This window comes from Nitrincola iocasae (genome assembly GCF_008727795.1).
In the GTDB taxonomy this organism is placed as follows: domain Bacteria; phylum Pseudomonadota; class Gammaproteobacteria; order Pseudomonadales; family Balneatricaceae; genus Nitrincola; species Nitrincola iocasae.
The window spans coordinates 1,871,513-1,895,177 of the sequence record NZ_CP044222.1 but is presented as its reverse complement, the minus strand read 5'-3'; the positions used below and the strand labels follow the sequence as shown (position 1 = coordinate 1,895,177).

The 23,665-nt window shown below is 50.5% G+C and carries 31 protein-coding genes; 7 read left to right on the top strand and 24 right to left on the bottom strand.

Features of this window, described 5'->3' with window-relative positions:
• The 5 genes from F5I99_RS08785 to F5I99_RS08770 form a co-directional block, all read right to left on the bottom strand.
• Complete coding sequence (locus tag F5I99_RS08785) at window positions 1-312, bottom strand: excinuclease ABC subunit C (protein ID WP_151055129.1); 312 nt, start codon at window positions 310-312, stop codon at window positions 1-3.
• A gap of 68 nt (window positions 313-380) precedes the next feature.
• Window positions 381-524: a hypothetical protein gene (locus tag F5I99_RS19440; RefSeq protein ID WP_191905991.1), complete on the bottom strand. Its 144-nt coding sequence runs from the start codon at window positions 522-524 to the stop codon at window positions 381-383.
• A 70-nt stretch (window positions 525-594) separates the two neighbouring features.
• Window positions 595-1,467, bottom strand: a complete 873-nt coding sequence (locus F5I99_RS08780; protein WP_151055126.1) for an NAD(P)-dependent oxidoreductase — start codon at window positions 1,465-1,467, stop codon at window positions 595-597.
• 27 nt (window positions 1,468-1,494) lie between these two features.
• Window positions 1,495-2,277 (bottom strand): 5'-methylthioadenosine/S-adenosylhomocysteine nucleosidase, encoded by a 783-nt coding sequence (mtnN, locus tag F5I99_RS08775; protein ID WP_151055123.1) that lies wholly within the window; start codon window positions 2,275-2,277, stop codon window positions 1,495-1,497.
• A 70-nt stretch (window positions 2,278-2,347) separates the two neighbouring features.
• Window positions 2,348-3,130 (bottom strand): pseudouridine synthase, encoded by a 783-nt coding sequence (locus F5I99_RS08770; RefSeq protein WP_225307602.1) that lies wholly within the window; start codon window positions 3,128-3,130, stop codon window positions 2,348-2,350.
• Between the two features lie 131 nt (window positions 3,131-3,261).
• On the opposite strand from F5I99_RS08770, the gene F5I99_RS08765 reads away from it, so the two are divergent.
• From F5I99_RS08765 to F5I99_RS08740, 6 genes are all read left to right on the top strand, one after another.
• A complete protein-coding gene (locus tag F5I99_RS08765; protein WP_151055120.1) occupies window positions 3,262-3,942 on the top strand; it encodes a Bax inhibitor-1/YccA family protein in 681 nt (226 codons plus the stop codon).
• 86 nt (window positions 3,943-4,028) lie between these two features.
• Window positions 4,029-4,427, top strand: a complete 399-nt coding sequence (gene tusD / locus F5I99_RS08760; protein ID WP_151055117.1) for a sulfurtransferase complex subunit TusD — start codon at window positions 4,029-4,031, stop codon at window positions 4,425-4,427.
• Complete coding sequence (gene tusC / locus F5I99_RS08755; RefSeq protein WP_151055114.1) at window positions 4,424-4,795, top strand: sulfurtransferase complex subunit TusC; 372 nt, start codon at window positions 4,424-4,426, stop codon at window positions 4,793-4,795. Before tusD ends, tusC begins: the two co-directional genes overlap by 4 nt.
• 8 nt (window positions 4,796-4,803) lie before the next feature.
• On the top strand, window positions 4,804-5,091 hold the full coding sequence (gene tusB, locus F5I99_RS08750; protein WP_151055112.1) for a sulfurtransferase complex subunit TusB: 288 nt from the start codon (window positions 4,804-4,806) through the stop codon (window positions 5,089-5,091).
• On the top strand, window positions 5,091-5,414 hold the full coding sequence (locus F5I99_RS08745; protein WP_151055109.1) for a TusE/DsrC/DsvC family sulfur relay protein: 324 nt from the start codon (window positions 5,091-5,093) through the stop codon (window positions 5,412-5,414). The genes tusB and F5I99_RS08745 overlap by 1 nt, the downstream gene beginning before the upstream one ends.
• Window positions 5,415-5,528: 114 nt before the next feature.
• Entirely contained in the window at window positions 5,529-6,092 is a 564-nt protein-coding gene (locus F5I99_RS08740) for a chemotaxis protein CheW (RefSeq protein ID WP_151055106.1), read from the top strand.
• Between the two features lie 45 nt (window positions 6,093-6,137).
• On the opposite strand, the gene F5I99_RS08735 is transcribed toward F5I99_RS08740, so the two are convergent.
• The 13 genes from F5I99_RS08735 to F5I99_RS08675 all read right to left on the bottom strand — a co-directional run bounded on the left by F5I99_RS08735 (window position 6,138) and on the right by F5I99_RS08675 (window position 16,194).
• The gene (locus F5I99_RS08735; protein ID WP_151055104.1) at window positions 6,138-6,917 is read right to left on the bottom strand and encodes a TatD family hydrolase; all 780 of its coding nucleotides are present in this window, start codon (window positions 6,915-6,917) and stop codon (window positions 6,138-6,140) included.
• A gap of 26 nt (window positions 6,918-6,943) precedes the next feature.
• Window positions 6,944-7,294, bottom strand: a complete 351-nt coding sequence (locus F5I99_RS08730) for a PilZ domain-containing protein (protein WP_151055101.1) — start codon at window positions 7,292-7,294, stop codon at window positions 6,944-6,946.
• Window positions 7,295-7,311: 17 nt separating this feature from the next.
• A complete protein-coding gene (locus F5I99_RS08725; protein ID WP_151055099.1) occupies window positions 7,312-8,307 on the bottom strand; it encodes a DNA polymerase III subunit delta' in 996 nt (331 codons plus the stop codon).
• Window positions 8,304-8,936 (bottom strand): dTMP kinase, encoded by a 633-nt coding sequence (gene tmk / locus F5I99_RS08720; RefSeq protein WP_151055096.1) that lies wholly within the window; start codon window positions 8,934-8,936, stop codon window positions 8,304-8,306. The genes F5I99_RS08725 and tmk overlap by 4 nt, the downstream gene beginning before the upstream one ends.
• Window positions 8,933-9,982, bottom strand: a complete 1,050-nt coding sequence (mltG, locus tag F5I99_RS08715; RefSeq protein WP_151055093.1) for an endolytic transglycosylase MltG — start codon at window positions 9,980-9,982, stop codon at window positions 8,933-8,935. The genes tmk and mltG overlap by 4 nt, the downstream gene beginning before the upstream one ends.
• Entirely contained in the window at window positions 9,982-10,809 is an 828-nt protein-coding gene (gene pabC, locus F5I99_RS08710) for an aminodeoxychorismate lyase (protein WP_225307601.1), read from the bottom strand. The genes mltG and pabC overlap by 1 nt, the downstream gene beginning before the upstream one ends.
• A 98-nt stretch (window positions 10,810-10,907) precedes the next feature.
• The gene (gene fabF, locus F5I99_RS08705) at window positions 10,908-12,146 is read right to left on the bottom strand and encodes a beta-ketoacyl-ACP synthase II (RefSeq protein ID WP_151055090.1); all 1,239 of its coding nucleotides are present in this window, start codon (window positions 12,144-12,146) and stop codon (window positions 10,908-10,910) included.
• A gap of 96 nt (window positions 12,147-12,242) precedes the next feature.
• Window positions 12,243-12,476 carry an acyl carrier protein gene (gene acpP, locus F5I99_RS08700; protein ID WP_010323864.1) on the bottom strand — a complete coding sequence of 78 codons (234 nt, stop codon included), beginning with the start codon at window positions 12,474-12,476 and terminating at the stop codon, window positions 12,243-12,245.
• Window positions 12,477-12,643: 167 nt separating this feature from the next.
• Window positions 12,644-13,387, bottom strand: coding sequence for a 3-oxoacyl-ACP reductase FabG (gene fabG / locus F5I99_RS08695; RefSeq protein WP_151055089.1), 744 nt, complete (start codon window positions 13,385-13,387; stop codon window positions 12,644-12,646).
• 21 nt (window positions 13,388-13,408) lie between these two features.
• Window positions 13,409-14,344: an ACP S-malonyltransferase gene (gene fabD, locus F5I99_RS08690; protein ID WP_151055086.1), complete on the bottom strand. Its 936-nt coding sequence runs from the start codon at window positions 14,342-14,344 to the stop codon at window positions 13,409-13,411.
• Between the two features lie 95 nt (window positions 14,345-14,439).
• On the bottom strand, window positions 14,440-15,468 hold the full coding sequence (gene plsX, locus F5I99_RS08685; protein WP_151055083.1) for a phosphate acyltransferase PlsX: 1,029 nt from the start codon (window positions 15,466-15,468) through the stop codon (window positions 14,440-14,442).
• 2 nt (window positions 15,469-15,470) lie between these two features.
• Window positions 15,471-15,653, bottom strand: a complete 183-nt coding sequence (gene rpmF, locus F5I99_RS08680; protein ID WP_036521416.1) for a 50S ribosomal protein L32 — start codon at window positions 15,651-15,653, stop codon at window positions 15,471-15,473.
• A 16-nt stretch (window positions 15,654-15,669) separates the two neighbouring features.
• On the bottom strand, window positions 15,670-16,194 hold the full coding sequence (locus F5I99_RS08675) for a YceD family protein (protein ID WP_151055081.1): 525 nt from the start codon (window positions 16,192-16,194) through the stop codon (window positions 15,670-15,672).
• A 117-nt stretch (window positions 16,195-16,311) separates the two neighbouring features.
• On the opposite strand from F5I99_RS08675, the gene F5I99_RS08670 reads away from it, so the two are divergent.
• The gene (locus F5I99_RS08670) at window positions 16,312-16,893 is read left to right on the top strand and encodes a Maf family protein (RefSeq protein ID WP_151055078.1); all 582 of its coding nucleotides are present in this window, start codon (window positions 16,312-16,314) and stop codon (window positions 16,891-16,893) included.
• Window positions 16,894-16,903: 10 nt separating this feature from the next.
• Here F5I99_RS08670 and F5I99_RS08665 read toward each other — a convergent pair whose 3' ends face one another.
• From F5I99_RS08665 to ydiJ, 6 genes are all read right to left on the bottom strand, one after another.
• Window positions 16,904-17,971 (bottom strand): S49 family peptidase, encoded by a 1,068-nt coding sequence (locus F5I99_RS08665; RefSeq protein WP_151055076.1) that lies wholly within the window; start codon window positions 17,969-17,971, stop codon window positions 16,904-16,906.
• A gap of 22 nt (window positions 17,972-17,993) precedes the next feature.
• Complete coding sequence (locus F5I99_RS08660) at window positions 17,994-18,650, bottom strand: HAD-IIIA family hydrolase (RefSeq protein WP_151055073.1); 657 nt, start codon at window positions 18,648-18,650, stop codon at window positions 17,994-17,996.
• 10 nt (window positions 18,651-18,660) lie between these two features.
• The gene (gene rnk / locus F5I99_RS08655; RefSeq protein WP_191905990.1) at window positions 18,661-19,059 is read right to left on the bottom strand and encodes a nucleoside diphosphate kinase regulator; all 399 of its coding nucleotides are present in this window, start codon (window positions 19,057-19,059) and stop codon (window positions 18,661-18,663) included.
• 339 nt (window positions 19,060-19,398) lie between these two features.
• Window positions 19,399-19,989 carry a DNA-J related domain-containing protein gene (locus F5I99_RS08650; RefSeq protein ID WP_151055067.1) on the bottom strand — a complete coding sequence of 197 codons (591 nt, stop codon included), beginning with the start codon at window positions 19,987-19,989 and terminating at the stop codon, window positions 19,399-19,401.
• Entirely contained in the window at window positions 19,989-20,480 is a 492-nt protein-coding gene (locus F5I99_RS08645) for a putative 4-hydroxy-4-methyl-2-oxoglutarate aldolase (protein WP_151055064.1), read from the bottom strand. The genes F5I99_RS08650 and F5I99_RS08645 overlap by 1 nt, the downstream gene beginning before the upstream one ends.
• A gap of 80 nt (window positions 20,481-20,560) precedes the next feature.
• Window positions 20,561-23,617, bottom strand: a complete 3,057-nt coding sequence (ydiJ, locus tag F5I99_RS08640; RefSeq protein ID WP_151055061.1) for a D-2-hydroxyglutarate dehydrogenase YdiJ — start codon at window positions 23,615-23,617, stop codon at window positions 20,561-20,563.
• Window positions 23,618-23,665 lie beyond the last annotated feature (48 nt).

The following is a 23,665-nucleotide window of genomic DNA, read 5'->3' as shown; positions in this document are numbered from 1 at the left end:
TCAGGATTTTAACGCCAGACGCTTGTTGGCATTCATGTGCACGTGCGTGGCTTCCTTGTGGATTTCCTGCAACTGTTCACGGGTTTCATCGGTAATACCGGCTCCTCTGGACAACGACACTTCCAGATAAACCCCGATTTCGGCGTAATAGTAAATACGCGCATTAAATGAACGCGCCCGCTTCAATTTACTCAGTGACATCTGCGCCCCATTCACCAAAATGGTGTTGATATCATTATCCGACAGTAACGGATGACGTTGTGCATCAATGGGTGGGGTTTCGGTATGACTGAGGTTTTTAGATCGATGCATGGACGGAATCCTGGGGTTGTGTTTGTCACAGACAGCTAGCATAACACTGCCTGTGACCTTTTTAGCAGTTACTTTTCACCCGCTGCTGCCGCATCTTTGGCAATCGCCTTTTTCAGAAACAGGCTACCAAAAACAGTAATGGCCACCACGCCGACAATAACGGCGATGCTGGGTGCAAGCGAAATCATGCTGTATTTATCAATGAACGACATAGAACGTACCTTTGCTTTTTTAATGAAATGAGTCGGGTCTTGTTGCCCGTTGGCTCGCGATTATAGAGTATTATTGACCTGTCTCAAATCTTTTCAGCAAACTGGAGGTATCCCAGCGTCCGCCACCGCGCTGCTGTACATCGGCATAAAACTGATCTACCAATGCAGTTACTGGCAACTGCGCGCCATTGCGCCGCGCTTCATTCAGGGTAATGCTCAAATCTTTACGCATCCAATCGACGGCAAAACCAAAATCAAATTCACCTTGCAGCATGGTTTTATGACGATTGCTCATCTGCCAGGAGCCTGCGGCGCCGTGTTGAATAACATCGAATACTTTTTCGCCATCCAGTCCAGACTTTTCAATAAAATGTACAGCCTCAGCCAGACCCTGTACCAGACCGGCAATACAGATCTGATTGACCATTTTAGCCAACTGCCCAGCTCCCGGGCCACCAATCAGCTTTTGTGATTTGGCATAGCTGGCAATAACTGCTTCGGCCTGCTGATACACCGCTTCATCGCCACCGATCATCACGCTCAGCACGCCATTTTCTGCACCAGCCTGACCACCGGATACAGGCGCATCCAGAAAACCTATGCCTTGTTCAGTTGCCACCTGGTAGAGCTCTCGCGCCACTTCGGCCGAGGCAGTGGTATGATCTACCAATACAGCGCCGGATTTCATTCCTGCAAACACGCCAGTTTCAGTCAGCGTGACTGAGCGCAGATCATCATCATTACCGACACAGACAAACACCAACTCAGCACCTTCAGCTGCTGCTGCCGGGGTTGCTGCAAAGCGACCGCCGTGTTGCTTAACCCAGCTTTCCGCTTTGGCGCTACTGCGGTTATAGACACACACATCGTGCCCCTTGGCAGCCAGATGCCCTGCCATTGGAAAGCCCATGGTGCCCAGACCAATAAATGCTACGTTTGCCATGTTTCACCCCTATTCAATGTGTGGCGTCTAAGCTGACGGTGTTGTTGTATGGCCGGCAACGATACCGCGGATAATAGCGCTGACCATATTGGCCGAATTGGTAGCGGCCGTTTCCAGAAACTCCTTAAAGGAGATATTGGATTCTTTACCGGCGATATCAGACAGTGCCCTGATGACGATAAACGGGATATCAAAGCGATGACAAGTCTGAGCTATCGCTGCAGCTTCCATTTCTACTGCTTTGATTTCCGGGAAAGTTTTACGCGTAGCCTTGACACGTTCCGGTTCATCCATAAAGCTGTCGCCAGTGGCAATCAGACCATGCACGGTGGTCACACCGACAAATTCATTAATGCACTTTTCCGCAATAGCTGACAGGTCAGCATCCGGAATAAATGCTGGCGGCATACCAGGTAACTGACCGGGTTTGTAACCAAAGATTGTTAGGTCGGCATCATGATGCAGCACCCGATCAGAGATCACCACATCACCGACTTTTAGCAACGGATCAAAGCCGCCGGCAGATCCGGTATTAATGACGCAGTCAGGGTTGAATTCATGCAGCAAAATAGTCGTGCCGATAGCGGCGTTGACTTTACCTATGCCGGATTTTAATAGAATGACTTCCGCTCCATGGAGTTTTCCTTTGTGAAAATCATAACCGGCCTGATTAAAAGACTGCAGGTCCTGCATGGCACTTTTCAGCAATTCTATTTCCTGATCCATAGCACCTATAAGGGCGATGCGGAGGGGTTTGCCAGACTTGAGCCGGTTGGTCAACGTACGGGTGGTGCTTGGCTGATTTGTCATGTTGTATGCAAGATAAATTGTAGTTAATTATGCTCTCATGCTACCACGCACGGCAGAATTCGCAATGAATTCAGTACAGCAGCTGTGGGTTTTCGGCTAATTCAGATAAACGCCCCCACCCCAGCTTTTCAAACAGGCTCAAAACCTCCTCATCCAAGGGGGCTGAAATATGAACCTTACGCAACGCCTTAGGGTGGACGACCGTGAGTTCAGTGGCCATCAGCAACAGTCGGTGTATGGAAAAATGATCGCGAAATAGCCGGTTATGCCGTCCTTCACCATGATTGGTGTCACCCACCAGTGGATGCATAATGTGCTTCATGTGCCGACGTATCTGATGCTTACGTCCAGTTTCAGGCTTGACCTCCAGCAGTGAATAGCGTGCCACCGGGTAGCGTCCGACTGCAATTGGCAACTCTACCTGCGCCAGGGTTCGGTAGTGCGTCACGGCCTCGCGCGGGGCTTTGTCTTCATTGGCAAAAGGTTCCGAATAACGATCTTTTTCGTAGCGTAGCGCGTAATCAATGGTGCCCTCGACTTCAGTCCAGCCACGCACGACACAAAGGTAGGTTTTGCTGACCTGTCGATCGAGAAACTGCTGATGCATCACCTTGGCCGCTTCTTTATCATTGCGTACGAATAAAATCACGCCAGACGTGCCCCGATCGAGCCGATGAATCGTATGAAAGGTATCACCTGGAAACTGCTGTTTTAACAAACTGATCAAGTTAGGGGTGCTGGCCGGCGATATCCAGCTCGGGTGGACCAGCAGGCCAGCAGGCTTATGTAGTGCAATTAAGCTATCATCTTCATAGAGGATATCGGGAAAGCGAGTGAAGGTATCAATACACACATTAAAACTTCTTGGACAGGGTTTGCGACAAAATGGAATTATTGCACATCAATCAGGTCAAAAGCTTGAACTCGGGGTAATTTACCCTGATTATTAACCTTGTTCCAGATTCAACACTAATGAGGATTACTATGGATAAAGTACAAGAACTGGGTTACAGCTCACAAGAGTCGGTAATCCGGACCAATAAGATGATCCGCAACACCTATATGTTGCTGGGTATGACGCTCGGCTTCAGTGCCGTGACAGCCGTCATCTCCATGATGATCAATCCACCTTTCATTGTCTACATCGGAAGTGTGCTGGTCAGCTTCGGTTTGATCTTTGTCCTGAACCGTAAACAGAATTCTGCCGCTGCCCTGCCGCTGATCTTTGCCTTTACCGGCTTGATGGGCTTCGGTCTTGGACCGTTGCTGAACCACTACCTGGCCATGGCTGGCGGTGGTCAGATTGTCATGACCGCACTGGGCATGACCGCCCTGACCTTTGTTGGCTTGTCAGCTTATGTCATGACCAGCAAAAAAGACTTCAGCTTTATGGGCGGCTTCCTGGCTACAGGCGCTATCGTGATGCTGATTGCCATGGTTGCGCTGCTGGTACTACCGTTGTTTGGCGTATACATCCCGGCGCTGCACCTGGCCTTCTCGGCTCTGGTGGTACTGCTGATGGCCGGTTTCATCCTGTATGACACCAGCAACATCGTTAATGGGCACTACCAGAACTACATTATGGCAACGGTTGGTCTCTACCTGAGCATCTACAACCTGTTTGTACATTTGTTGCATCTGGTGGGTGTACTTAGCAGCGACTAGTTAGCAACAACTAGGCGCCATGCACTTCTGAAAACCCCGCCCTCTTTGCTAAGATGGCGGGGTTTTTATTTTAAGGCGAGGTCAACATGATATTTACGCTGATCGTTCATGCATCACCGGTGCAGCATCAGGCACCTGAAACAGCGTTACGTTTCGCCAAAGCCTTACTGGATGCCGGACATACGCTGCACCGGGTGTTTTTTTACCGAGATGGCGTTATGAATGCTAATGGCCTGTCCAGCAGCCCACCAGATGAACCCTGTATCCCCACAGCCTGGCAGGCACTGGCAGAACAGCACCAACTGGATCTGGTGGCGTGTATTGCGGCGGCCATTCGTCGTGGTCTGCTCGATGACAACGAAGCCAAACGCTATGACAAACCCCACGGCAATCTTGCCGAAGGTTTTGAACTCTCTGGTCTGGGCCAACTCACTGAAGCCGCTATACTGTCTGACAGAGTGATTACCTTTGGAGGTCGTGGATGAGCGATAAGCCCTGCAAACGCTTTCTGCTAATTAGCCGAGCAGCCCCTTATGGCTCGTCAGCGGCTCGAGACTTGCTGGATGTGGCACTGACCTGCTCTGTATTCGAACAGCCCGTCAGCCTGCTGCTGCTGGGTGATGCCCTGCTGCAACTGCTACCAGCACAAAACCCCACAGCTATCGGCCAGAAAAACCTCAATGCGCTGCAAGCCTCACTGGAGCTTTATGATATAGATGCCATCTACACTGATGCAGCCTCTCTGGCATTTCATGGACTGGACGCGCAGCAACTGATGCTGGTACCTGAGGTTCTGCAGCCAGCACAACTGGCTGAGCTGATACAAAATCATGATGTCGTGCTGAGCATCTAAGGAGCACCATGAGTAAAACACTACATACGCTGAATACCAGCCCTTCAGACAGCTCAACGCTGGCTCAGTGCCTTGCCACCCTGTCGGATGATGACGTATTGCTGCTGATCGAAGACGGTGTCTATCTGACACTGCCAGCACACCGGGATAAACTGCCCGACACAGTTAAACTACATGCACTGGCTGTGGACCTGGAAGCCCGGGGTATTCAAGAGACAGGCAAGATTATCGCCATCACCGATCCTGAATTTGTTAACCTGACACTGTCTTGTGATCGCGTGGTGAGCTGGTTTTGATGACAACAGAAATCCGTGCCTTGCTGGATGATGAAGGCTACCTGCTGCAACTAGAAGACTGGTCTGAAGCGCTGGCCTGTGCCCTGGCTGAAGATAAAGGTGTTCAGCTAACCGATGAGCACTGGGAGATCATTTGGGTTCTGCGTGATTTTTACCACCGATATCAGCACTCACCGGCCATGCGTCCATTATGTAAAGCCATCAGTCGTGAACTGGGACCGGACAAGGGCCGTAGTATTCACTTGATGAAGCTGTTTCCAGGTAGTCCAGCCAAACTCGCCGCATGCCTGGCTGGTTTACCAAAGCCGGACAACTGCCTATAAATCAAGGATGCCCTATGATTAGCATGGCTACATACTGCTATTGAAGCTATAATCCTTAATAATCAAATTCTGAATTGACAGCCAATTAACCGGTAGCTGAAAGGATCCTTAATCATGAGTTTAGATGGCGCCGCCGAGCAACTGAAAATGATCCAAGAAAGTTCTAATAACAAAAAGCAGCGGGATGAAAACGCACGTCGCGCCAAAGAGGAAGAAGTTGTCTATCATCAGTGGGCCACTTTTCGTGTTAATCAGGAACTCTATGGCATCGACGTGATGCAGGTTAAAGAAGTTCTGCGCTATGTTGAAATCACGCCAGTACCTGGAGCTGACTATTCGGTACTGGGCATCATTAACGTGCGTGGTAACGTGGTCACCGTGATAGACACCCGCCGTCTGTTCCACATGGCCGATGTGCCCTATGATGACGATACGCGTATCATCGTAGTAGAACTGAATGACAAGGAAGTAATCGGCCTGGTAGTTGATAGTGTTGACGAAGTGATCAACCTGCCTACCAATCGCGTGGATCGCGCACCGAACTTAAGCGGTGACGAATCGGCGAAACGCTTTGTACAGGGTGTGTGCTACCACAATAACATTTTGATCATTCTGTTGGATCTGACCAAAATGCTACTGAGTATTACCCCGATGACCGACGAAGACATGGGCTATTGAGGTTCCTTGCCCAAGGACCGGGCAAGCCCTCCCCCTTCCAGAGGCTTAACCCTGAGCCCGTGAAAATAACCGGTAAAAGTTATTGCGTGTCACTTCTGCCACCTCCTCTACAGACACACCTTTCAAATCTGCTACACACTGCGCTACTTCGACCACGTAGGCTGGCTGATTCTGCTTGCCGCGATAGGGTACTGGCGCAAGGTAAGGTGAATCGGTTTCGATCAGAAGCTTGTCCAGCGGTACCGCACGAACAACATCTCTGAGTTCTTCAGCATTTTTGAAAGTGATAATGCCGGAGAAGGAAATCATATAATTCATTTCCAGTGCTGCCTGAGCCATCTGCAGCGATTCGGTAAAGCAATGCAACACACCGGCAGACTCAGTGTTGCCATATTGATCAATCAGCTTCAGCGTGTCTTCGCGGGCATCGCGAGTATGCACAATAACCGGCAGTCCCAGCTCACCCGCCAGGCGCAGATGACCAGCAAAACTCTCATGCTGCGCATCGATGTGCTCTTTGGAATAATAATAATCCAGCCCGGTTTCGCCTATAGCCACCACTCTGTTACGACTGGCCGCCAAGCGTAAGCGCTGCTCATCATAGGGTTGCTCATCCACATGCAAGGGATGTACACCGGCTGAAAGATAAACCTGTGGAAATGGCGCTACCGAGGTTGCCATCTGCTCAAACTGCTCCAGATCGATAGAAACACAGAGTATTTTGTGCACACCCCGCTCCACCGCCGCATCAACCAGCCCAGTCAGTGAGGTATTGAGTTTTTCGATATTGATACGATCCAGATGGCAGTGCGAGTCCACATACATAACGGCGGTTTATAATCCTGTCAGGTTTAAATGGTGTAAGTTCGCCGTGAGCTGTTCAGCGCCCCGGCAAGATAGTTTTCAATTTTACGCACCAACGGCGCATCATCAGCTGTCAATTGTATGCCGATACCAGGCACCCGGCCTCCCTGGGCTGCCTTGGGTGTTACCCAGATGACCTTTCCGGTAACCGGAATTTTTTCCTGTTCTTCCATCACGGTCAGCAACATAAATACCTCTTCACCCAATTGATAGGAACGTGAAGTGGGAATAAACAAGCCACTGTGCGTTACGAACGGCATAAACGATTTATACAGATCTTCTTTGTTCTCTATGGCCAGAGAAAGAATACCGTGACTAATTCTGGGTACGATTGACATTTTCAGGTTCCTTTACATTATCGAACCAGCCCAACCCATCCAAGCAGCAGCGTTTCAAGCAACAACTGACGATTCGGGTTGTGACGTTCCATTAAACTGATCCGTTCAGCTTGTAACTGATCAATCAATGAATAAAGTTTAACGGCTGTGGTCTTTTTAGCAACGGCATTCAGCATTTTAAACATATCGGCGTTGCTGATTTTCAGTGTTTCACTATCGGCCTGTAACCGGGCGATGTCCACCAATAGACTGTACATCCACTCCAGAAGTTGCAATAAATCTTCCTTGTATAGCTTTTCTGCTAGTGTTACTGCCGTTGTACGCGCCTTGAGCAGATCCGCCAGACCGGTGACGAAACCCGCTCTAAAGCTGACCCGATCAGTCTGGTAAAGCAGGCGTGCCTTGAGTGGTGCCCCTCGAGTAATACGTAACAACTGCCCGGCCCGCTCAGCCTCTATACCCAGTTGCTGAGTCAACCAGGGTGCAGCCTGATCAGCACTCGGCATGGGAAAGCCAACCTGTTGGCAACGACTACGGATAGTCGGCATTAGCTGACCCGGTTGATGCGATACCAGCAACAACAAGGTGTTATTGCCTGGCTCTTCGAGTGACTTAAGCAAGGCGTTGGCTGCATTGATATTCATATTTTCAGCCGGCTCCATGACCACCACACGGTAGCCACCCTGTTGTGCAGTATTATGCAGAAACTGCAGCAACTCACGCACCTGATCAACCTTGATCGCCTTACCCGCTTCAGTCGGATGCAGATAGACCAGATCGGGATGGTTACCACTGCTCAGCAGTTCACAACTTCGGCAGTGGCCACAAGGTTGATGATTGTGTGGCTGATGACAAAGCAACAGATGCGCAAAGGCTTGAGCAAATTCAATCTTACCGATACCGGTATGGCCTGTAAGCAAAATAGCGTGCGGCAAGCGGGATTCGGCATGCTGCCTGGCCAGCTTATTCCATAGCGTTTCAGCCCAGGGGACGACAAGCGGCTTGTCGATCATACCGGGGTAACGCCTAAACGCTGCTGCAGTTGAACACGTATCTGTTGCTGCACTTGTTCAAGATCCAGTGATGCGTCTATAACGGCAAAGCGCTCAGGCTCTGCCATAGCCCGGTCCAAATAGACTTCTCTGACGGCTTCAAAAAAACGCTGTTTCTCGGCTTCAAACCTGTCCGGTGTACTGCGATTGCGGGCACGCTCCAACCCTTGCTCAACCGGTAGATCCAACAGCAAGGTCAGGTCTGGACGAAGTGATGCCTGCACCATGGACTCCAATGTACTGATCAGTGACAGCGGAACACCGCGGCCGCCGCCCTGGTAAGCATAAGTGGCATCGGTAAAGCGGTCACACAACACCCAATGCCCCTGCTCCAGCGACGGAGTGATCAATGCGTGCAAGTGCTGAGCACGTGCGGCAAACATCAACAACAACTCAGCCATTTCGGCTACGGATTCTGTGCGCTGTCGTAGCAGCAATTCACGAATCTCTTCAGCCATGGCAGTACCGCCCGGTTCCCGTGTGACCACAACAGTTATACCAGCGGCCTGCAGGCGCTGATGGATATACTCAAGATTAGTGGTTTTACCCACCCCCTCAACACCTTCCAGGGTAATAAAACAACCTCTCATTGTTCGCTCCCTGTAGCGGGTGATGAACGATAATCACTGCGACGATTACGTTGATAGCGGTTAACGGCATTATTATGTTCACGCAACGTCGCTGAAAAATGATGGGTACCATCACCCCGCGCAACAAAGTACAGCTCATTACCCTCCAGCGGATTCAATGCCGCGACAATGGCTTCACGTCCTACCATAGCAATGGGCGTAGGTGGTAATCCATCGATGGTATAGGTATTCCAGGGTGTGGGCTGTTGCAGATCTGAGCGACGGATACGGCCAGTATAATTTTCACCCATACCATAAATGACGGTTGGGTCTGTCTGTAAACGCATCCCCTGGTTCAGTCGACGCACAAAGACCCCGGCAATACGGCTGCGTTCATCCGGTACACCGGTTTCCTTTTCAATAATAGACGCCATAATCAGTGCTTCGTAAGCATTGTTATAAGGTAGTGATTCATCACGCGCCTGCCACTGCTGCTCAAGAAACGCCTTTAGATCATTATGCGCCCGGCGCAGTAAATCAATATCTTTTGCGCCACGCTGGAACTGATAGGTTTCAGCCAGAAACAGCCCCTCTGCTGACTGATCGGCATCTGCGCCAAGCATGGCCATAATATCTGCTTCACTGCTGTCAGACAGAGTAGATTCGATACGCTCATCGGCTTCCAGCCCCGCGCGAATCTGTTTGAACGTATAGCCTTCGATCAGGGTGAAATAATAACGCACTACATCGCCACGATTTATTTGATCAATAACGTCCAGCAGGCTACTACCAGGCTCTATGGCATACTCGCCCGCACGAATGGCGGTAATTTCCGGATGCAACCGGGTATAGAGACGCATCAGATCGGCATTTCTAATCCAACCGTCCGTCTCAAAACGACGCATCAACTGCTGAAAACTACTGCCAGATGGCACAGTGATCACCTGCTCTGCATCCAGGGATAATGGTTGCTGCAGGCTCTTTTCGAAATCATTATAAACGTACCACGCAGCGCCCAGAACCAGGGCTACCGATATAAATATAAGCAACAAAAGTTTTTTTAACATTAACAATAATTCTCTTTCAGCAAACCCTGGAGCCTTCGGGTCACCGGTCCGGGTATAAAAGTCTGATCATCAAGTTGTGCCAAAGGCCAGATGCCGATTAGGCTGTTGCAGAAAAACACCTCATCAGCAGCCAGAAGTTCAGCGCGGGTATACTGGCCTGTTTCGGTTTTGATTCCCACACTGGCGGCCAACTCAATCAGATAATTACGCATAATACCGGCAATACCATACAGAGAAAGATCCGGCGTCATCAAGCGGCCATCATACACCAAAAACAGATTACTCATGGTCCCCTCAGCCAGGTAGCCGTCGGCACCACATACAATACCCTCTTGCACCGATGGATCATTCCACTCGGCACGTGCGAGTACCTGCTCGAGACGATTTAGATGCTTAATACCGGCAAGTGCTGGAGCACAGGCCAGTTGCAAGTTGCACCAGCGTGCCTGAATGCCTCGCAAGCCCGGATTGTCGCTATAGTCTGGGAATGGTAGTTGTTGAAGGATTCGAGTGGACTGGATGTCGGTAGGCAGGGTGTAACCTCGCCCGCCACAGCCAGCAGTGACAAGGATTTTCAGAACGGCCTGATCTACGACAGGCAATTGTTCAAGATCCTCCTGCAGGGCGGTTTGCAGCCCCTCAGCAGGTATGTGCAAACGCTGACAGCCACGTAACAGTCGTTGCAGGTGTGCTTCCCACAACAAAGGTTTACCACCGGCAATGCGTAGGGTCTCGAAAAGCCCCTGGCCGTAGCTGAGCCCTCGATCCTGAAACGATAGCGTTACCGCGGGCTTGCCATTAACCAAAGCGATGTTATTTTCTGCCATAGGTATCTGCGTTGCTTAAGACCATGCCCGCTCGCGCATCCATGCGCCTGCGGCATATAGCGCCAAGGATGGAGCTCGCGCCCCCCTCAGATCAACTTTCAGAGTCGACTGAAAATCAGTGTACCGTTGGTACCACCAAAGCCAAACGAGTTGGACATAGCCGTATCAATTTTACAGGGTTGTGCCTGATGCGCGACATAGTTCAGATCGCATCCCTCAGACGGATTATCCAGATTGATCGTCGGCGGAGCCACCTGGTCACGTATCGCCAGCACACAAAATGCGGCTTCAACTGCACCTGCGGCGCCAAGTAAATGACCGATCATCGACTTGGTGGAGCTCATACGCACCTGCTTGGCTGTATCACCTAACACCAGTTTGGCAGCATTGGATTCAGCAATATCACCCGCCGGAGTCGATGTTCCATGCGCATTAATATAATGCAACTCCTCCGGATTCATGCTGGCATCACGCATGGCATTCGTCATCGATAAAGCGGCGCCGGCACCATTTTCAGGTGGCGCGGTCATATGAAATGCATCATCGCTCATGCCAAATCCGGACAGCTCACAATAAATATGCGCACCGCGCGCCTTGGCACTTTCGTAGGATTCCAGTACCAGAATACCAGCACCATCACCCAGTACAAAACCATCACGGTCTTTATCCCAGGGGCGACTGGCCGCCTGCGGATCATCATTATGCGTTGATAACGCACGTGCGGCCGAGAAACCGGCAATCCCCAACGGGGTCGTTGCCATTTCAGCACCACCGGCAATCATGATATCGGCATCACCATACTGAATCATACGCATGGCATGGCCAATATTGTGCGTGCCTGAAGTACAGGCCGTGGTAATCGCTATATTCGGACCGCGAAAGCCGTATTTGATCGCCAGGTTACCAGCAATCATATTAATGATGCTGCCAGGCACAAAAAAAGGCGACACTTTGCGTGGTCCTGATGTATTCAGAATATTGTGCGTATTTTCAATCATTGGCAGACCGCCAATGCCTGAACCTATAGCACAGCCGATACGAGGCGCGTTCTCTTCAGTAACTACCAGTCCGGCATCTTGCACCGCCTGGATAGCTGCCACCATGCCATACTGAATGAACAGGTCCATTTTGCGTGCTTCCTTGACGCTCATGTAGGGTTCCAGATCAAGCGCTTTAACAGGTGCAGAGAATCGAGTAGCAAACGCAGACGCATCAAAATGCTCGATATTCTGAGCTCCACTTTTACCGGCTAGAATACTGTCCCACGCCTCTTTTACGGTGTTACCAACCGGTGTTAACAGACCCAAGCCGGTTACAACCACTTTTTTGCGAGACATCTGTTCCTCCAGAAATTCAGGCCATTAATAGAAAAGCCGCACTATATAAGGATTATATAGGTGCGGCTTTTCAACTAAACCTCAGAGACTGACTGATTACTGGTGTGCGTTGATGTAATCGATCGCCAGCTGAACGGTAGTGATTTTTTCAGCTTCCTCGTCGGGGATTTCAGTTTCGAATTCTTCTTCCAGTGCCATCACCAGCTCAACGGTGTCGAGCGAGTCAGCACCCAGGTCTTCAACGAAGGAGGCACTGTTGACCACCTCTTCTTCTTTAACACCCAGTTGCTCAGCGATGATTTTCTTAACGCGCTCTTCAATATTACTCATATCTCTTCCTATTTACTTGTAGACACCATCACATCCCAGGATGCGAGACGCAATTTTATTAGAACCAATGACACACTAGCAAGTATGTCGACCGATTTAGTTATTGCTGACGGACAATTATCAACATATCAGCACAAAAAACAATTCTTTGTTGCCAATTTACTGATTCAGGCCATATACATGCCACCATTGACATGAATAGTTTCACCTGTTACATAGCTTCCACCCTCACTGGCGAGGAAGCCGACAACAGCGGCAACTTCTTCAGGCTCGCCCAAACGCGCCATTGGAATCTGCCCCTGTAAAACAGTTTTGTGCTCTTCGGCCAGGCCAGAGGTCATATCCGTATCGATAAAACCCGGAGCAACACAATTCACAGTAATATTGCGCGTAGCTATTTCACGCGCCAGTGCCCGGGAAAAACCTTCCAGGCCAGCTTTTGCCGCCGCATAGTTAGCCTGACCTGCATTACCCATTGAGGCGACCACTGAGCTAATGCTAATGATACGTCCCCAGCGCGCTTTAGTCATCCCGCGCAGGCAGCTTTTTGCCAAACGGAAGTTAGCGCTGAGATTAGTATTGATAACAGCATCCCACTCATCGTCTTTCATCCGCATCATAAGATTGTCTCGAGTGATGCCAGCATTGTTGACCAGGATTTCCACAGCACCGAAGCGAGTGGTGACCTCTTTTAATACAGCATCAATGGATTCGGGACTAGCGACATCCAGCACCAGACCACACCCAGGATTTTCGGCTGCGAGCAGATAGCTGCTGATTGCTGCAGCCCCGTTTTCACTGGTTGCCGTACCCACCACCACCACACCCTGTGCGGCCAGGTTTTCAGCAATGGCCTTGCCGATTCCACGTGTTGCGCCAGTCACCAGCGCCACTTTACCTTCAATACTCATAAGACTCCCTGAATCCATTGTTTAGATTAGGCTCAATGCTTTCTCAAAACTCACTACATCGGCCAAAGAGACGACTTCAAGTGATTTATTGATCTTTTTATTCAGTCCGGACAATACCTTACCAGGACCGCACTCGATGGTGACCTGCACCCCTTTATCAGCCATCGCCAACACCGAATCCGTCCACAAAACCGGGCTGTACAGCTGCTCAACGAGATTCTGACGCAGGCTTTCAACTGAACCGACGACTTCGGCCGTCACATTCTGCACTACCGGTACAGCTGGCATAACCAGCGCCACCGATGACAACGCCGCAGCCATGTCTTCTGCTACAGGCTTCATCAGGCTGCAGTGGGATGGAACACTGACTGGCAAAGCGATAGCGCGCTTGGCTCCTGCAGCCTTACAGGCCGCCATGGCACGCTCTACGGCGGCTTTTTCACCCGCGATAACCACTTGTCCAGGACAATTGTAGTTAACCGGTGCGACCACATCACCCTCAGCGGCCAGCTCGCAGGCCGCTTTGACCGATGCATCATCCAGTCCCAGTATTGCCGCCATAGCACCTGTGCCGAATGGAACCGCCTGCTGCATCAATTCACCGCGCCGCCTAACCAACTGCACGCCAGCTTCAAGAGACATGGCGCCGGCACAAACCAGTGCCGAATATTCGCCCAGACTATGTCCAGCCATCATTGCCGGAGTAGCACCGCCCTGCTGCACCCAGAGACGCCAGAGCGCAACACTGGCTGTTAGCAGCGCAGGCTGGGTTATCTCTGTAGAATTAAGTTGCTCTTCCGGTCCAGACTGAACCAACTCCCACAAATCATAGCCCAACGCCGTTGAAGCCTCTGCAAAAGTCTCTTCTATAACAGGGTGAGCAGCCGCCAGTTCAGACAACATACCCACCTGTTGAGAGCCTTGCCCGGGAAACACAAAAGCCAGTGCTTGCGACATAGAATCCTCATAACAACAGATCAGAGATGAACAGCCGATTATAGCTCCGGCTTTAAAAACACATAGTGTACAACATTGTGAGCCGAGTTAAACGCTCAGGTAGGCTGTTGCTGCAACTGTTGCTCCAGTTGCTCAACAATTCGCGAGGGTATATTCAACCGCGCATCTGTAACTGCCTGCGACAGAGCTGCTTCAAAATGACGCCGCCCGGCACCACCATGACTCTTAACAACCACACCCTGAAGCCCCAGCAAACTTGCACCATTGCGGCGACCCGGATCTATCTGCTGCTGCAATTCTTTAAGCACAGGCTGGGCCAGCACTCCCAGCAAACGTCTATATAAATTACGGGTAAAACTCTTGCGCAGCTTGCCCGCAATAAGACGCGCCAGGCCCTCACTACTCTTGAGTGCTATATTGCCGGTAAACCCATCACAAACGATCACATCAGCACGATCACTGAACACCTGATCACCCTCGATAAAGCCAATATAGTTCAGACTACCATGTTCCTGAATCAGGCGTGAAGCCAGCTTGACCTGCTCGTTACCCTTAATCTCTTCGCTACCGATATTCAGCAAGGCAATACGCGGAGATGGCTTACCCTCAACGGCGGACACCATGGCTGAGCCCATCAGAGCGAACTGTAACAAATGCTCCGCATTGCAATTCACATTCGCCCCCAGATCCAGCAGGTAACAATGATCCTGCTGTGTAGGAATGGCACTGATAATAGCCGGACGATCTATACCCGGAAGGGTACGCAATAAACTGCAACCCAAAACCATCAAAGCACCGGTATTGCCAGCACTGACACAAGCCGATGCCTTACCATCACGCACCAGACCCAGCGCCAGGTACATAGACGAATCCTGAAGATTGCGTAAGGCATAGGAAGGCTTGTCATTCATAGTAATGACCGAAGTGGTATGAACCAAAGTAATACGACTAGACAGATAAGCAGGACAGCGTGACAATAATGGCTCTATCTGAGCTTTATCACCCACCAGCAGAATGGTGAGCTGGCGCTGTTGTTTTAGCAGGTTGATACAGGCAGGAACAGTAACACGGGGACCGAAGTCCCCGCCCATCGCATCTACGGCAATGCTAAGGTGTTCAGACAAGCTTACTCTTCGTCTTGCTTGTTGATAACCTGACGACCACGGTAGAAACCATCTTCAGTCACATGGTGACGACGGTGTGTTTCACCGGTAGTTGCATCAACTGCCAGAGTTGGACCGCTCAGCGCATCATGCGAACGACGCATATCACGTCTTGAACGGGATTTTTTGTTCTGCTGTACTGCCATGGTATATAGCTCCTGATTAACGCTTGCTGGTCTTGTCTTTTAGCGAGGCCAGCACACTGAAAGGGTTAGGTTTTTCTTGCTGAAGACGAACTGTTCCACTATCGCCCCAGGATGTTTTGACTGAACAGTCCTCGTGCATAGGCACGGAGGGCAAGCTCAGAATCAATTCATCCTCTACGATCGGCAACAACTCCACATCGTCGTCTTCAACGAGTAGCGGGTCGTAGTACCGCGGCAGGTTTCTGGCCTGCTCATCATTGAGAACCACGGCCAGATTTACATCGGCCCTGACATCAATGCTCACTGGCTCGAGGCAACGCTGACAGGTCATCAATACCTGACCTCTGGCTTTGCCTGATACAGTGCGCAGATGTTGTTCATCTACTGCAAAACTCAACGTTACGTTTACTGTGCCCTGCTCGCTACATAAAAAAGAAGCAAGGCGAGGCATCGCTGAAACTTCAGCGATACCAGTAATCTGCGCTTCCCGCTCAGCAAGTTTGCGCGGATCAGCTTTTTTCGGTAATGGACCGTTCGACATAAGCGCGCAATTCTAGGCATTGCGATGGCGTCTGTCAAAGGGATTCAGGGGTTTCATTCAAGAAAAATGTCGATATTATAGCCTGAACCCTGAATACCCTCTGTAAAAGGCCAAAAAATGGACAAAGCCCTCGTTTTAGCATCCAGCTCTCCTTATCGTCGCGAAATCCTGGATAAGCTCGGTTTTGCTTATCGCAGCAAAAAACCCGATGTCGATGAAACACCCCTACCCACTGAATCGCCCGAAGCACTGGTTGCTCGACTGGCTGAAAGCAAGGCTCGCTCTCTGGCAAATTACTTCCACAATGCATTGATTATAGGTTCTGATCAGGTTGCCGTGCTTGACGGCCAGATTATCGGCAAACCCGGCACTAAAGCCAAAGCCATGGAACAGTTACAAAATGCCTCGGGCCGCTGTGTAACCTTCCTGACCGGATTGAGCTTATACAATACTGAAACCCGGCAAGCTCAGACTGAAGTCGTTCCCTATAAAGTATATTTTCGTCAACTCAACAGCGGAATGATAGATCGCTATCTTGAGCGTGAACAGCCCTTCAATTGCGCAGGCAGCTTCAAGTCAGAGGCGTTGGGTATTGTGTTGTTTGACAAACTCGAGGGAGAAGACCCCAATACCCTGATTGGCCTGCCACTGATACGCCTGGTGCGTATGCTGGAACAGGAGGGTATTGAGGTTTTGTAACATCAGCAGGTCACTGCAAGCGCGGTGACCAGTACTCTACCATTTGTGTAGACATATGCTTGGCGAAAGACACACCTAAACGATCGACCAGCCTGTCAAAGGAGGATGGCTGATAGGTATAATCCACCAGACGATCGATTTTAACCAGCTCGCGAGCAACATAACTGGAGCTGCCCAGACCATCAATCAAGCCCAGTTCCAGCGCTTGCTCGCCACTCCAGATCAGACCGGTAAACAGTCGATCCGTATCCGTCAGACGCTCGCCTCGCCCCTCCTTAACTTCGCGAATAAACTGCTGGTGCGTCGTTTCCAACACAGACTCCCAAAACTCGGTCTCATCGTCTCGCTGAGGACTGAAGGGATCCAGAAAAGCTTTATTTTCCCCGGACGTCATGATCCGGCGCTCAACGCCCACTTTTTCCATCAGATCAACAAATCCGAAACCGGAAGCCGTTACCCCAATAGAGCCGACTAAACTGGCTTTATCAGCATAAATTTCATCCGCGGCGACCGCCACGTAATAACCGCCGGAAGCACCTATATCGGTAATGACTGCATAGACTTTTTTATCTGGGTGCAGCGCCCTTAGACGTGCGATTTCATCATTGATGTAACCCGACTGCACAGGGCTGCCACCTGGACTATTGATGCGCAGAATAATTGCCCGACTCTGACTTGCTGCAAAGGCTTTGCGTAGCGCTGTAATAATATTATCTGCACTGGCATCAGCGCCGTCGGCGATGATGCCACGTAACTCAATAAGCGCAACATGTGGCTGTGGATCAACCGCCTCTTTAGCGCCACTAAGATCACGCCCCATAATAAAGATTGCCAGTAGCGCAAACAGGTAAATAAATGTCAGCGACTTGAAAAAAATTCCCCAGCGCCTTGAACGACGCTGCTCCACATTCAGACTGGAGACAATTTTTTCAATCAGTCGCCACTCTTTACTCTTCTCAGTCTGCTCAGACGCTTTGTCCAGCGCCTGCTTAACTTTGGCGTCGGCGCTGGGTTCTTCAGACAGCCACTCGGGTGGCGTGTCTTTTTTTTCCGGATCATCCCAATGATTATTACTCACGTATCGCTCCTTAAACGGTTAATCAACTGGCTTTATGACGCAGCAACCAGCTTCCAAGTTCCGTAAACTGATGCACTTCCAGTACCGGATTCCAGCGTGACAGGCGATCAATATGATGCGCCCCATAACTGACAGCAACCGTATCGACTCCGGCACGCTGTCCCATTTCAAGATCATACTCGGTATCGCCAATCATCAATGCACGCCGAGGATCAATATCGGTGACCAACAGTATTTCTTCAAGCATATAGGGGTCCGGCTTGGATGCCGTCTCATCGGCGCACTTAGTAATCTCGAACAGCGGTGCCAGACCAGTATCGGACAGCACACGGTCCAAACCTCTGCGGCTCTTGCCAGTGGCAACAGCCAGACGAAACCCCTGCCCATGTAGATTTTCAAGCGTATCTCTAACACCCGGAAACAAATTTGACCGGGTAGGATCAGCTGACAAAAAATGATGTACATAACGATCACGCATGGCCAGCACAAAAGCATCATCCTGGTCTGGAAACAGCATACGAATAGCTTCGGGCAACCCCAGTCCGATAATGTTTCTTACTGCCGCATGATCGGGCACGCCGATACTCAGATCCAGCGCAGCCGACTGCATACTGCCGATAATACTGGCTTCAGAATCAATAATTGTACCGTCCCAGTCAAAGATCAGTAAATCGTACACACCGGTTTCCTCAATTGCCTTGCTGCGGATTTTCTACCTTGATGATTTTAACATGACGGTGCTTAGTATCCGGTAGTTCCCAGTCAATACGCTGGCCAACAGACAAGCCCAGCAGTGCGCTGCCTATAGGTGCAAAGATTGACAGAGTTTCAGGTTGCCCTTTTATTTCATGCGGATAACAAAGTGTCAGATGAAACTGACGACCACTCTCCTCCACTTCAAAGGTGACCGTCGAATTCATCCGTACCACATCATCGGACATCTCTTCCGCTTTAACCACAACAGCCCGAGCCAACTCTTCACGCAAACTGTCATAGCGGGCATCACCCCGGTAGGGCATTTTATCAAGCATCCCCTCCAGCCTGTCGATATCCAGCTCGGTTACTTTGATCGGGGGAAGTTCTGACATTTTCATCTCCGTTAAAAAAACAAGGCCACCCACTTTGGATGGCCATGCTGATAAATATTTACATAAAAGAAACAGGCTTGAGTTGAATAAGATGGTCTAGTCTTGGACCCCAAGCAAAATAATACAACTACAATTACTGATGATTATGATCCATCTCAACAGGTTCAGCAACTACCACATGCAATGCCTAACGCAAGCCTGCTAACTCGCTGCGCCGTACAAACCTATCACCGCCCTGGGTACCCGGATGAGCCACTAGACTAGCGTGATAATCATCTTAACCCGTTTTGGCATGTATGTTCCTGCGGTGTAGGGTGGTTGCAGTGCGTGAGCAACTCATTACCGTCCCGGCAAAAGTAGCGATACTGCCTGATTCAGTTGTTTGATGGTTTCATCGTCCCCCCCACGATCAGGATGATGACGCATCGCCAAACGCCGCCAGGCCTGCTTGATTTCCCTGTCTGATGCATTGGCATCTAACTCCAACAACTGCAAGGCTTGCTGCTGAGCGCTTTCGTCTGCAGGGGGTTTCAGGGCTGACCAGAATCCGGCCAGCATGGATTCCAGCATCGACTCACTGGCGTCGTTTTCGAGATTCTGTAAATCCAGATAATAACGACGTAACGGATCGTCTGTCACCAACCCTTGCTGACTCGCCGCATAGGGCAGCAAACGAATTGACAGGGCCTGGACGCTCAATGATCCGCACCCTTGAGCATGCAGTTCATCGCGCAGCAGGTACAGACGATGAAACAGCAAAAAGTGCATACGAAACAGTTTCACCAGATCACGAAAGCTATCCGCCTCCAGCTTGATATGCCCATCTTGGTGCAACTGCTTTATCAAGGCATGTTCGCTGATTCCCTCTGGCCTTTCTTTGAGCTGGCTCAGCAAATACTCTGAACTGAGCCAGTGTTCAGCTTGACTCATCACACATCCGACAGTTCAAGTTTCTCCGGTGATATTAACACGCCATTGTTATCGGCGTAGACATACTGCCCTGGGGTAAAGGTCACGCCACCAAAGGTCAGGGGGACGTTCAGGTCACCCAGGCCGCGCTTATCGGTTTTCATCGGATGAGACCCCAGTGCCTGAACCCCCAGATCGAGCTGACTGATCGCATTCACATCACGAATACAGCCATAAATGATGATGCCTTCCCAACCGTTTTTTTCCGCTTTTTCGGCCAGCATGTCACCCAGCATGGCACGACGCATAGACGCCCCACCATCAACGACAAGCACTTTACCCTGCCCTGGCTGTGCTACCTGCTCACGCACCAGCGAGTTATCTTCGTAGGCTTTAATGGTGACAATCTCACCACCAAAGGTTTCACGTCCACCAAAGTTGGCGAACATCGGCTCTACAACCTGGACTAACTCTGGAAACTGATCACATAACTCTGGCAATAAATCTTCCACGGTTTATCTCCCTTGCAGTTTTGAATAAATAGTTGCATATAGGCTTGTTCAAAGTCTCGCTGATTTAGCCTACAGATGCATTACAACTTTTGCACAACGCTTAACAACGCCTGCACTGGATGCAGTAATTCCTGATTATCCAGCCGTTTTACCTGGGAGCGGCAAGAATAGCCCGTCGCCAGCAACTGTCCTTTATGTGCCGGACTGTTAACGATCTCACTCCAACTCAGGGCATAGATCTCTTTGGATAGTTTGTAATTTTGTGCTTCATGGCCGAAAGTTCCGGACATGCCACAGCAACCGGTTGAAAGCACTTCCAGCTCCTGACCCAGATAACCGAACAGGGTTTGCCATTGACGAATGGACGGCGCCGCTGAAGTTTTCTCGGTACAGTGCGCCAGCAGTTTAAAGCTGTGCTGCGGCACGCTGCCCGTCAGAGGGCGCTGCTGAATCGCTTCCACCAACCACTCCTGAATCAACATAACATTGGGCAGGTCGTCACTGACATCCTTGTATTCCGAACGATAAGTCAGGGTCATTGATGGATCGATACCCACCAGTGGCAGCCCCGTTGCATCCAATGTGCGCAGCAGAGTGAGATTTCTCTCAGCCGCTTTATTGAATGCCTGCATAAATCCATGCACATGCAAGGGTTTGCCATTGGGCATAAACGGAGCGACCAGCACGTTGAACCCCAGCAGGCTGAGCAGGTCAACCAGATCCAGAACCAACTGGGTTTCAAAATAGCTGGTAAAGGCATCCTGAACGATCACCACGCTACGGTCACGCTGTGCAGGCGTCAGCGCCAGGATAGAGGCTTCAGTGGCCCAGTCGATAGAGCGTTCACGTAAGCCTTGACGCAAACCATGGCGGCAAATCACCGGGCTATCGACCATACCGACCAGGCTCTTCATAACCGCGCGCATAAATGTGTTACGCATCGCCCAGTTATAGGGCGCCGGAAAGCGAGACAGGGTTGGAATCATAAACTCCAGACTCCCCACCAGGTAATCCTTCATCGGCCGTAGGTAACGACCGTAATAGACCTCTAAAAAACGCGCTCTGAAATCCGGTACATTCACTTTGATCGGGCATTGTGAGACGCAAGACTTGCACGCCAGACACCCCATCATCGCTTCATGTACTTCATTGGAGAAATCATATTCGCCACGATTACGCCGAAAGGTGTTGTTAATCCGTGTAGCTAAACCGGAAAAAACCGAGGCACTACGAATCCTGTCAGCTTCCTGATTGAGATCACTGCCCTGCTGACTCAGCAAACGCAACCATTCCCTGACCAGGGACGAGCGCCCTTTGGGTGAATGGATACGCTCACGGGTGCCCTTCCAGGACGGGCACATGGCATCATTGGGATCGTAGTTATAGCAGGCGCCATTGCCATTGCAGTTCATGGCGGATTCATAAGTATCACGGACTTCAACCGGAATTTGCCGGTCTTGCTGTCCACGCGTAGGAACACCATCAATCTTCAGCAACTCAGCGCCCGGCTGGGTGGCGGGTGTGGCGATTTTACCTGGATTCATCTGATTACGCGGATCGAACAGGGCTTTAATCCGCTGTAGCTCAGGGTAAAGCGCGCCGAAAAATTCCGGCGCATATTCAGACCTGATGCCTTTACCATGCTCACCCCAGAGCAAACCCTTATACTGCTGAGTCAGGCGCACCACTTCATCAGTAATACGACGAATCATGACTTCCTGCTCAGGGTCTTTCATATCCAGGGCCGGGCGTACATGCAACACGCCAGCATCAACATGACCGAACATGCCATATTCCAGCTCGTGCTCATCCAGCACGCGGCGAAAATCCATAATGAAGTCAGCCAGATTTTCAGGTGGCACGGCCGTGTCTTCAACAAAAGGCACCGGACGCTTCGGCCCTTCGGCGTTGCCCAGTAAACCAACGGCCTTTTTACGCATCGCCCAAACCTTGTTGATTTCGGCAGCACCGTAAACCACAGAGTAACCAAAGCTTTTGCCTGCTTCGCCACTGACGGAAGCCAGGTGCTGACACAACGCATCAACCTTCTGTTTCAGTTCAGCTTCATCATCCCCAGTATACTCAATCAAGTTAATACCACGGATAGCGGGTTCATCATCACGTTGCGGAAAGTAAGCCCGCACGGTATCCCAGACGATGTCGCCCATGGCCAGATTCAGGACTTTTGAGTCAATGGTTTCAATCGAGGTCGGCTGCCAGTCCATCAGCGACTTGGCATCGCGCAGCGAGGATTCAAAGCTGGTGTATTTTACATTTACCAGTGCGGCATATTTGGGGATAGGTAATACACTGAGCTTGGCTTCAGCGATAAAGGCGAGCGAGCCTTCAGCGCCACAGAGGATGGAGTTGAGATTAAAACGCCCCGACTCATCACGGATATGCGCCAGATCATAACCAGTCAAGCAACGGTTAAGCTTGGGAAAACTGGACTCTATCAACGCCAGGTTTTGTTGATAAAGATCATCCAGTTCACGGTGTATCTCACCAATTCGATCAGGCTGCTGCTTGATTTCAGCCAGTCGCTCTTCGCTCAAAGCCCCAGAAAGCCAACGTTCACCACCCAGCCAGATACTGTCCAGTTCCAGTACGTGATCACGGGTTTTGCCATATAACACCGATCCCTGGCCACTGGCATCGGTATTGATCATGCCTCCGATCGTGGCGCGGTTGCTGGTAGACAATTCCGGAGCAAAGAAGAGCCCATAGGGTTTTAGCGCGGCATTGAGTTGATCCTTGACCACTCCAGCCTGAACCCGCACCCAACGTTCATGTGGATTAATTTCCAGAATGCGGTTCATGTATTTTGAACAATCTACAATCAAACCATCAGTCAGAGACTGTCCATTGGTTCCAGTGCCACCGCCACGTGCACTCAGCACTATCGAGTGGAAGCGTGGCTGATCAACCAACCGGGAAATTTTTTCCAGATCAGTGACTTTCTTCGGATAAAGCACACCCTGAGGCAGAATCTGATAAATACTGTTATCCGTTGCCAGAACCACTCGGTTGGCATAATCCGGATTAAGATCGCCCTCAAAGCCCTGATGACGCAGTGTGTCGATAAAATCCATATACAGTGTCTGGACTGGATTGAGTTCAGCTAAGCGTGGAATCATGTAGCAGTGCCCCGTTAAAAACTATAGCTCATCATACTGGTACGCTAT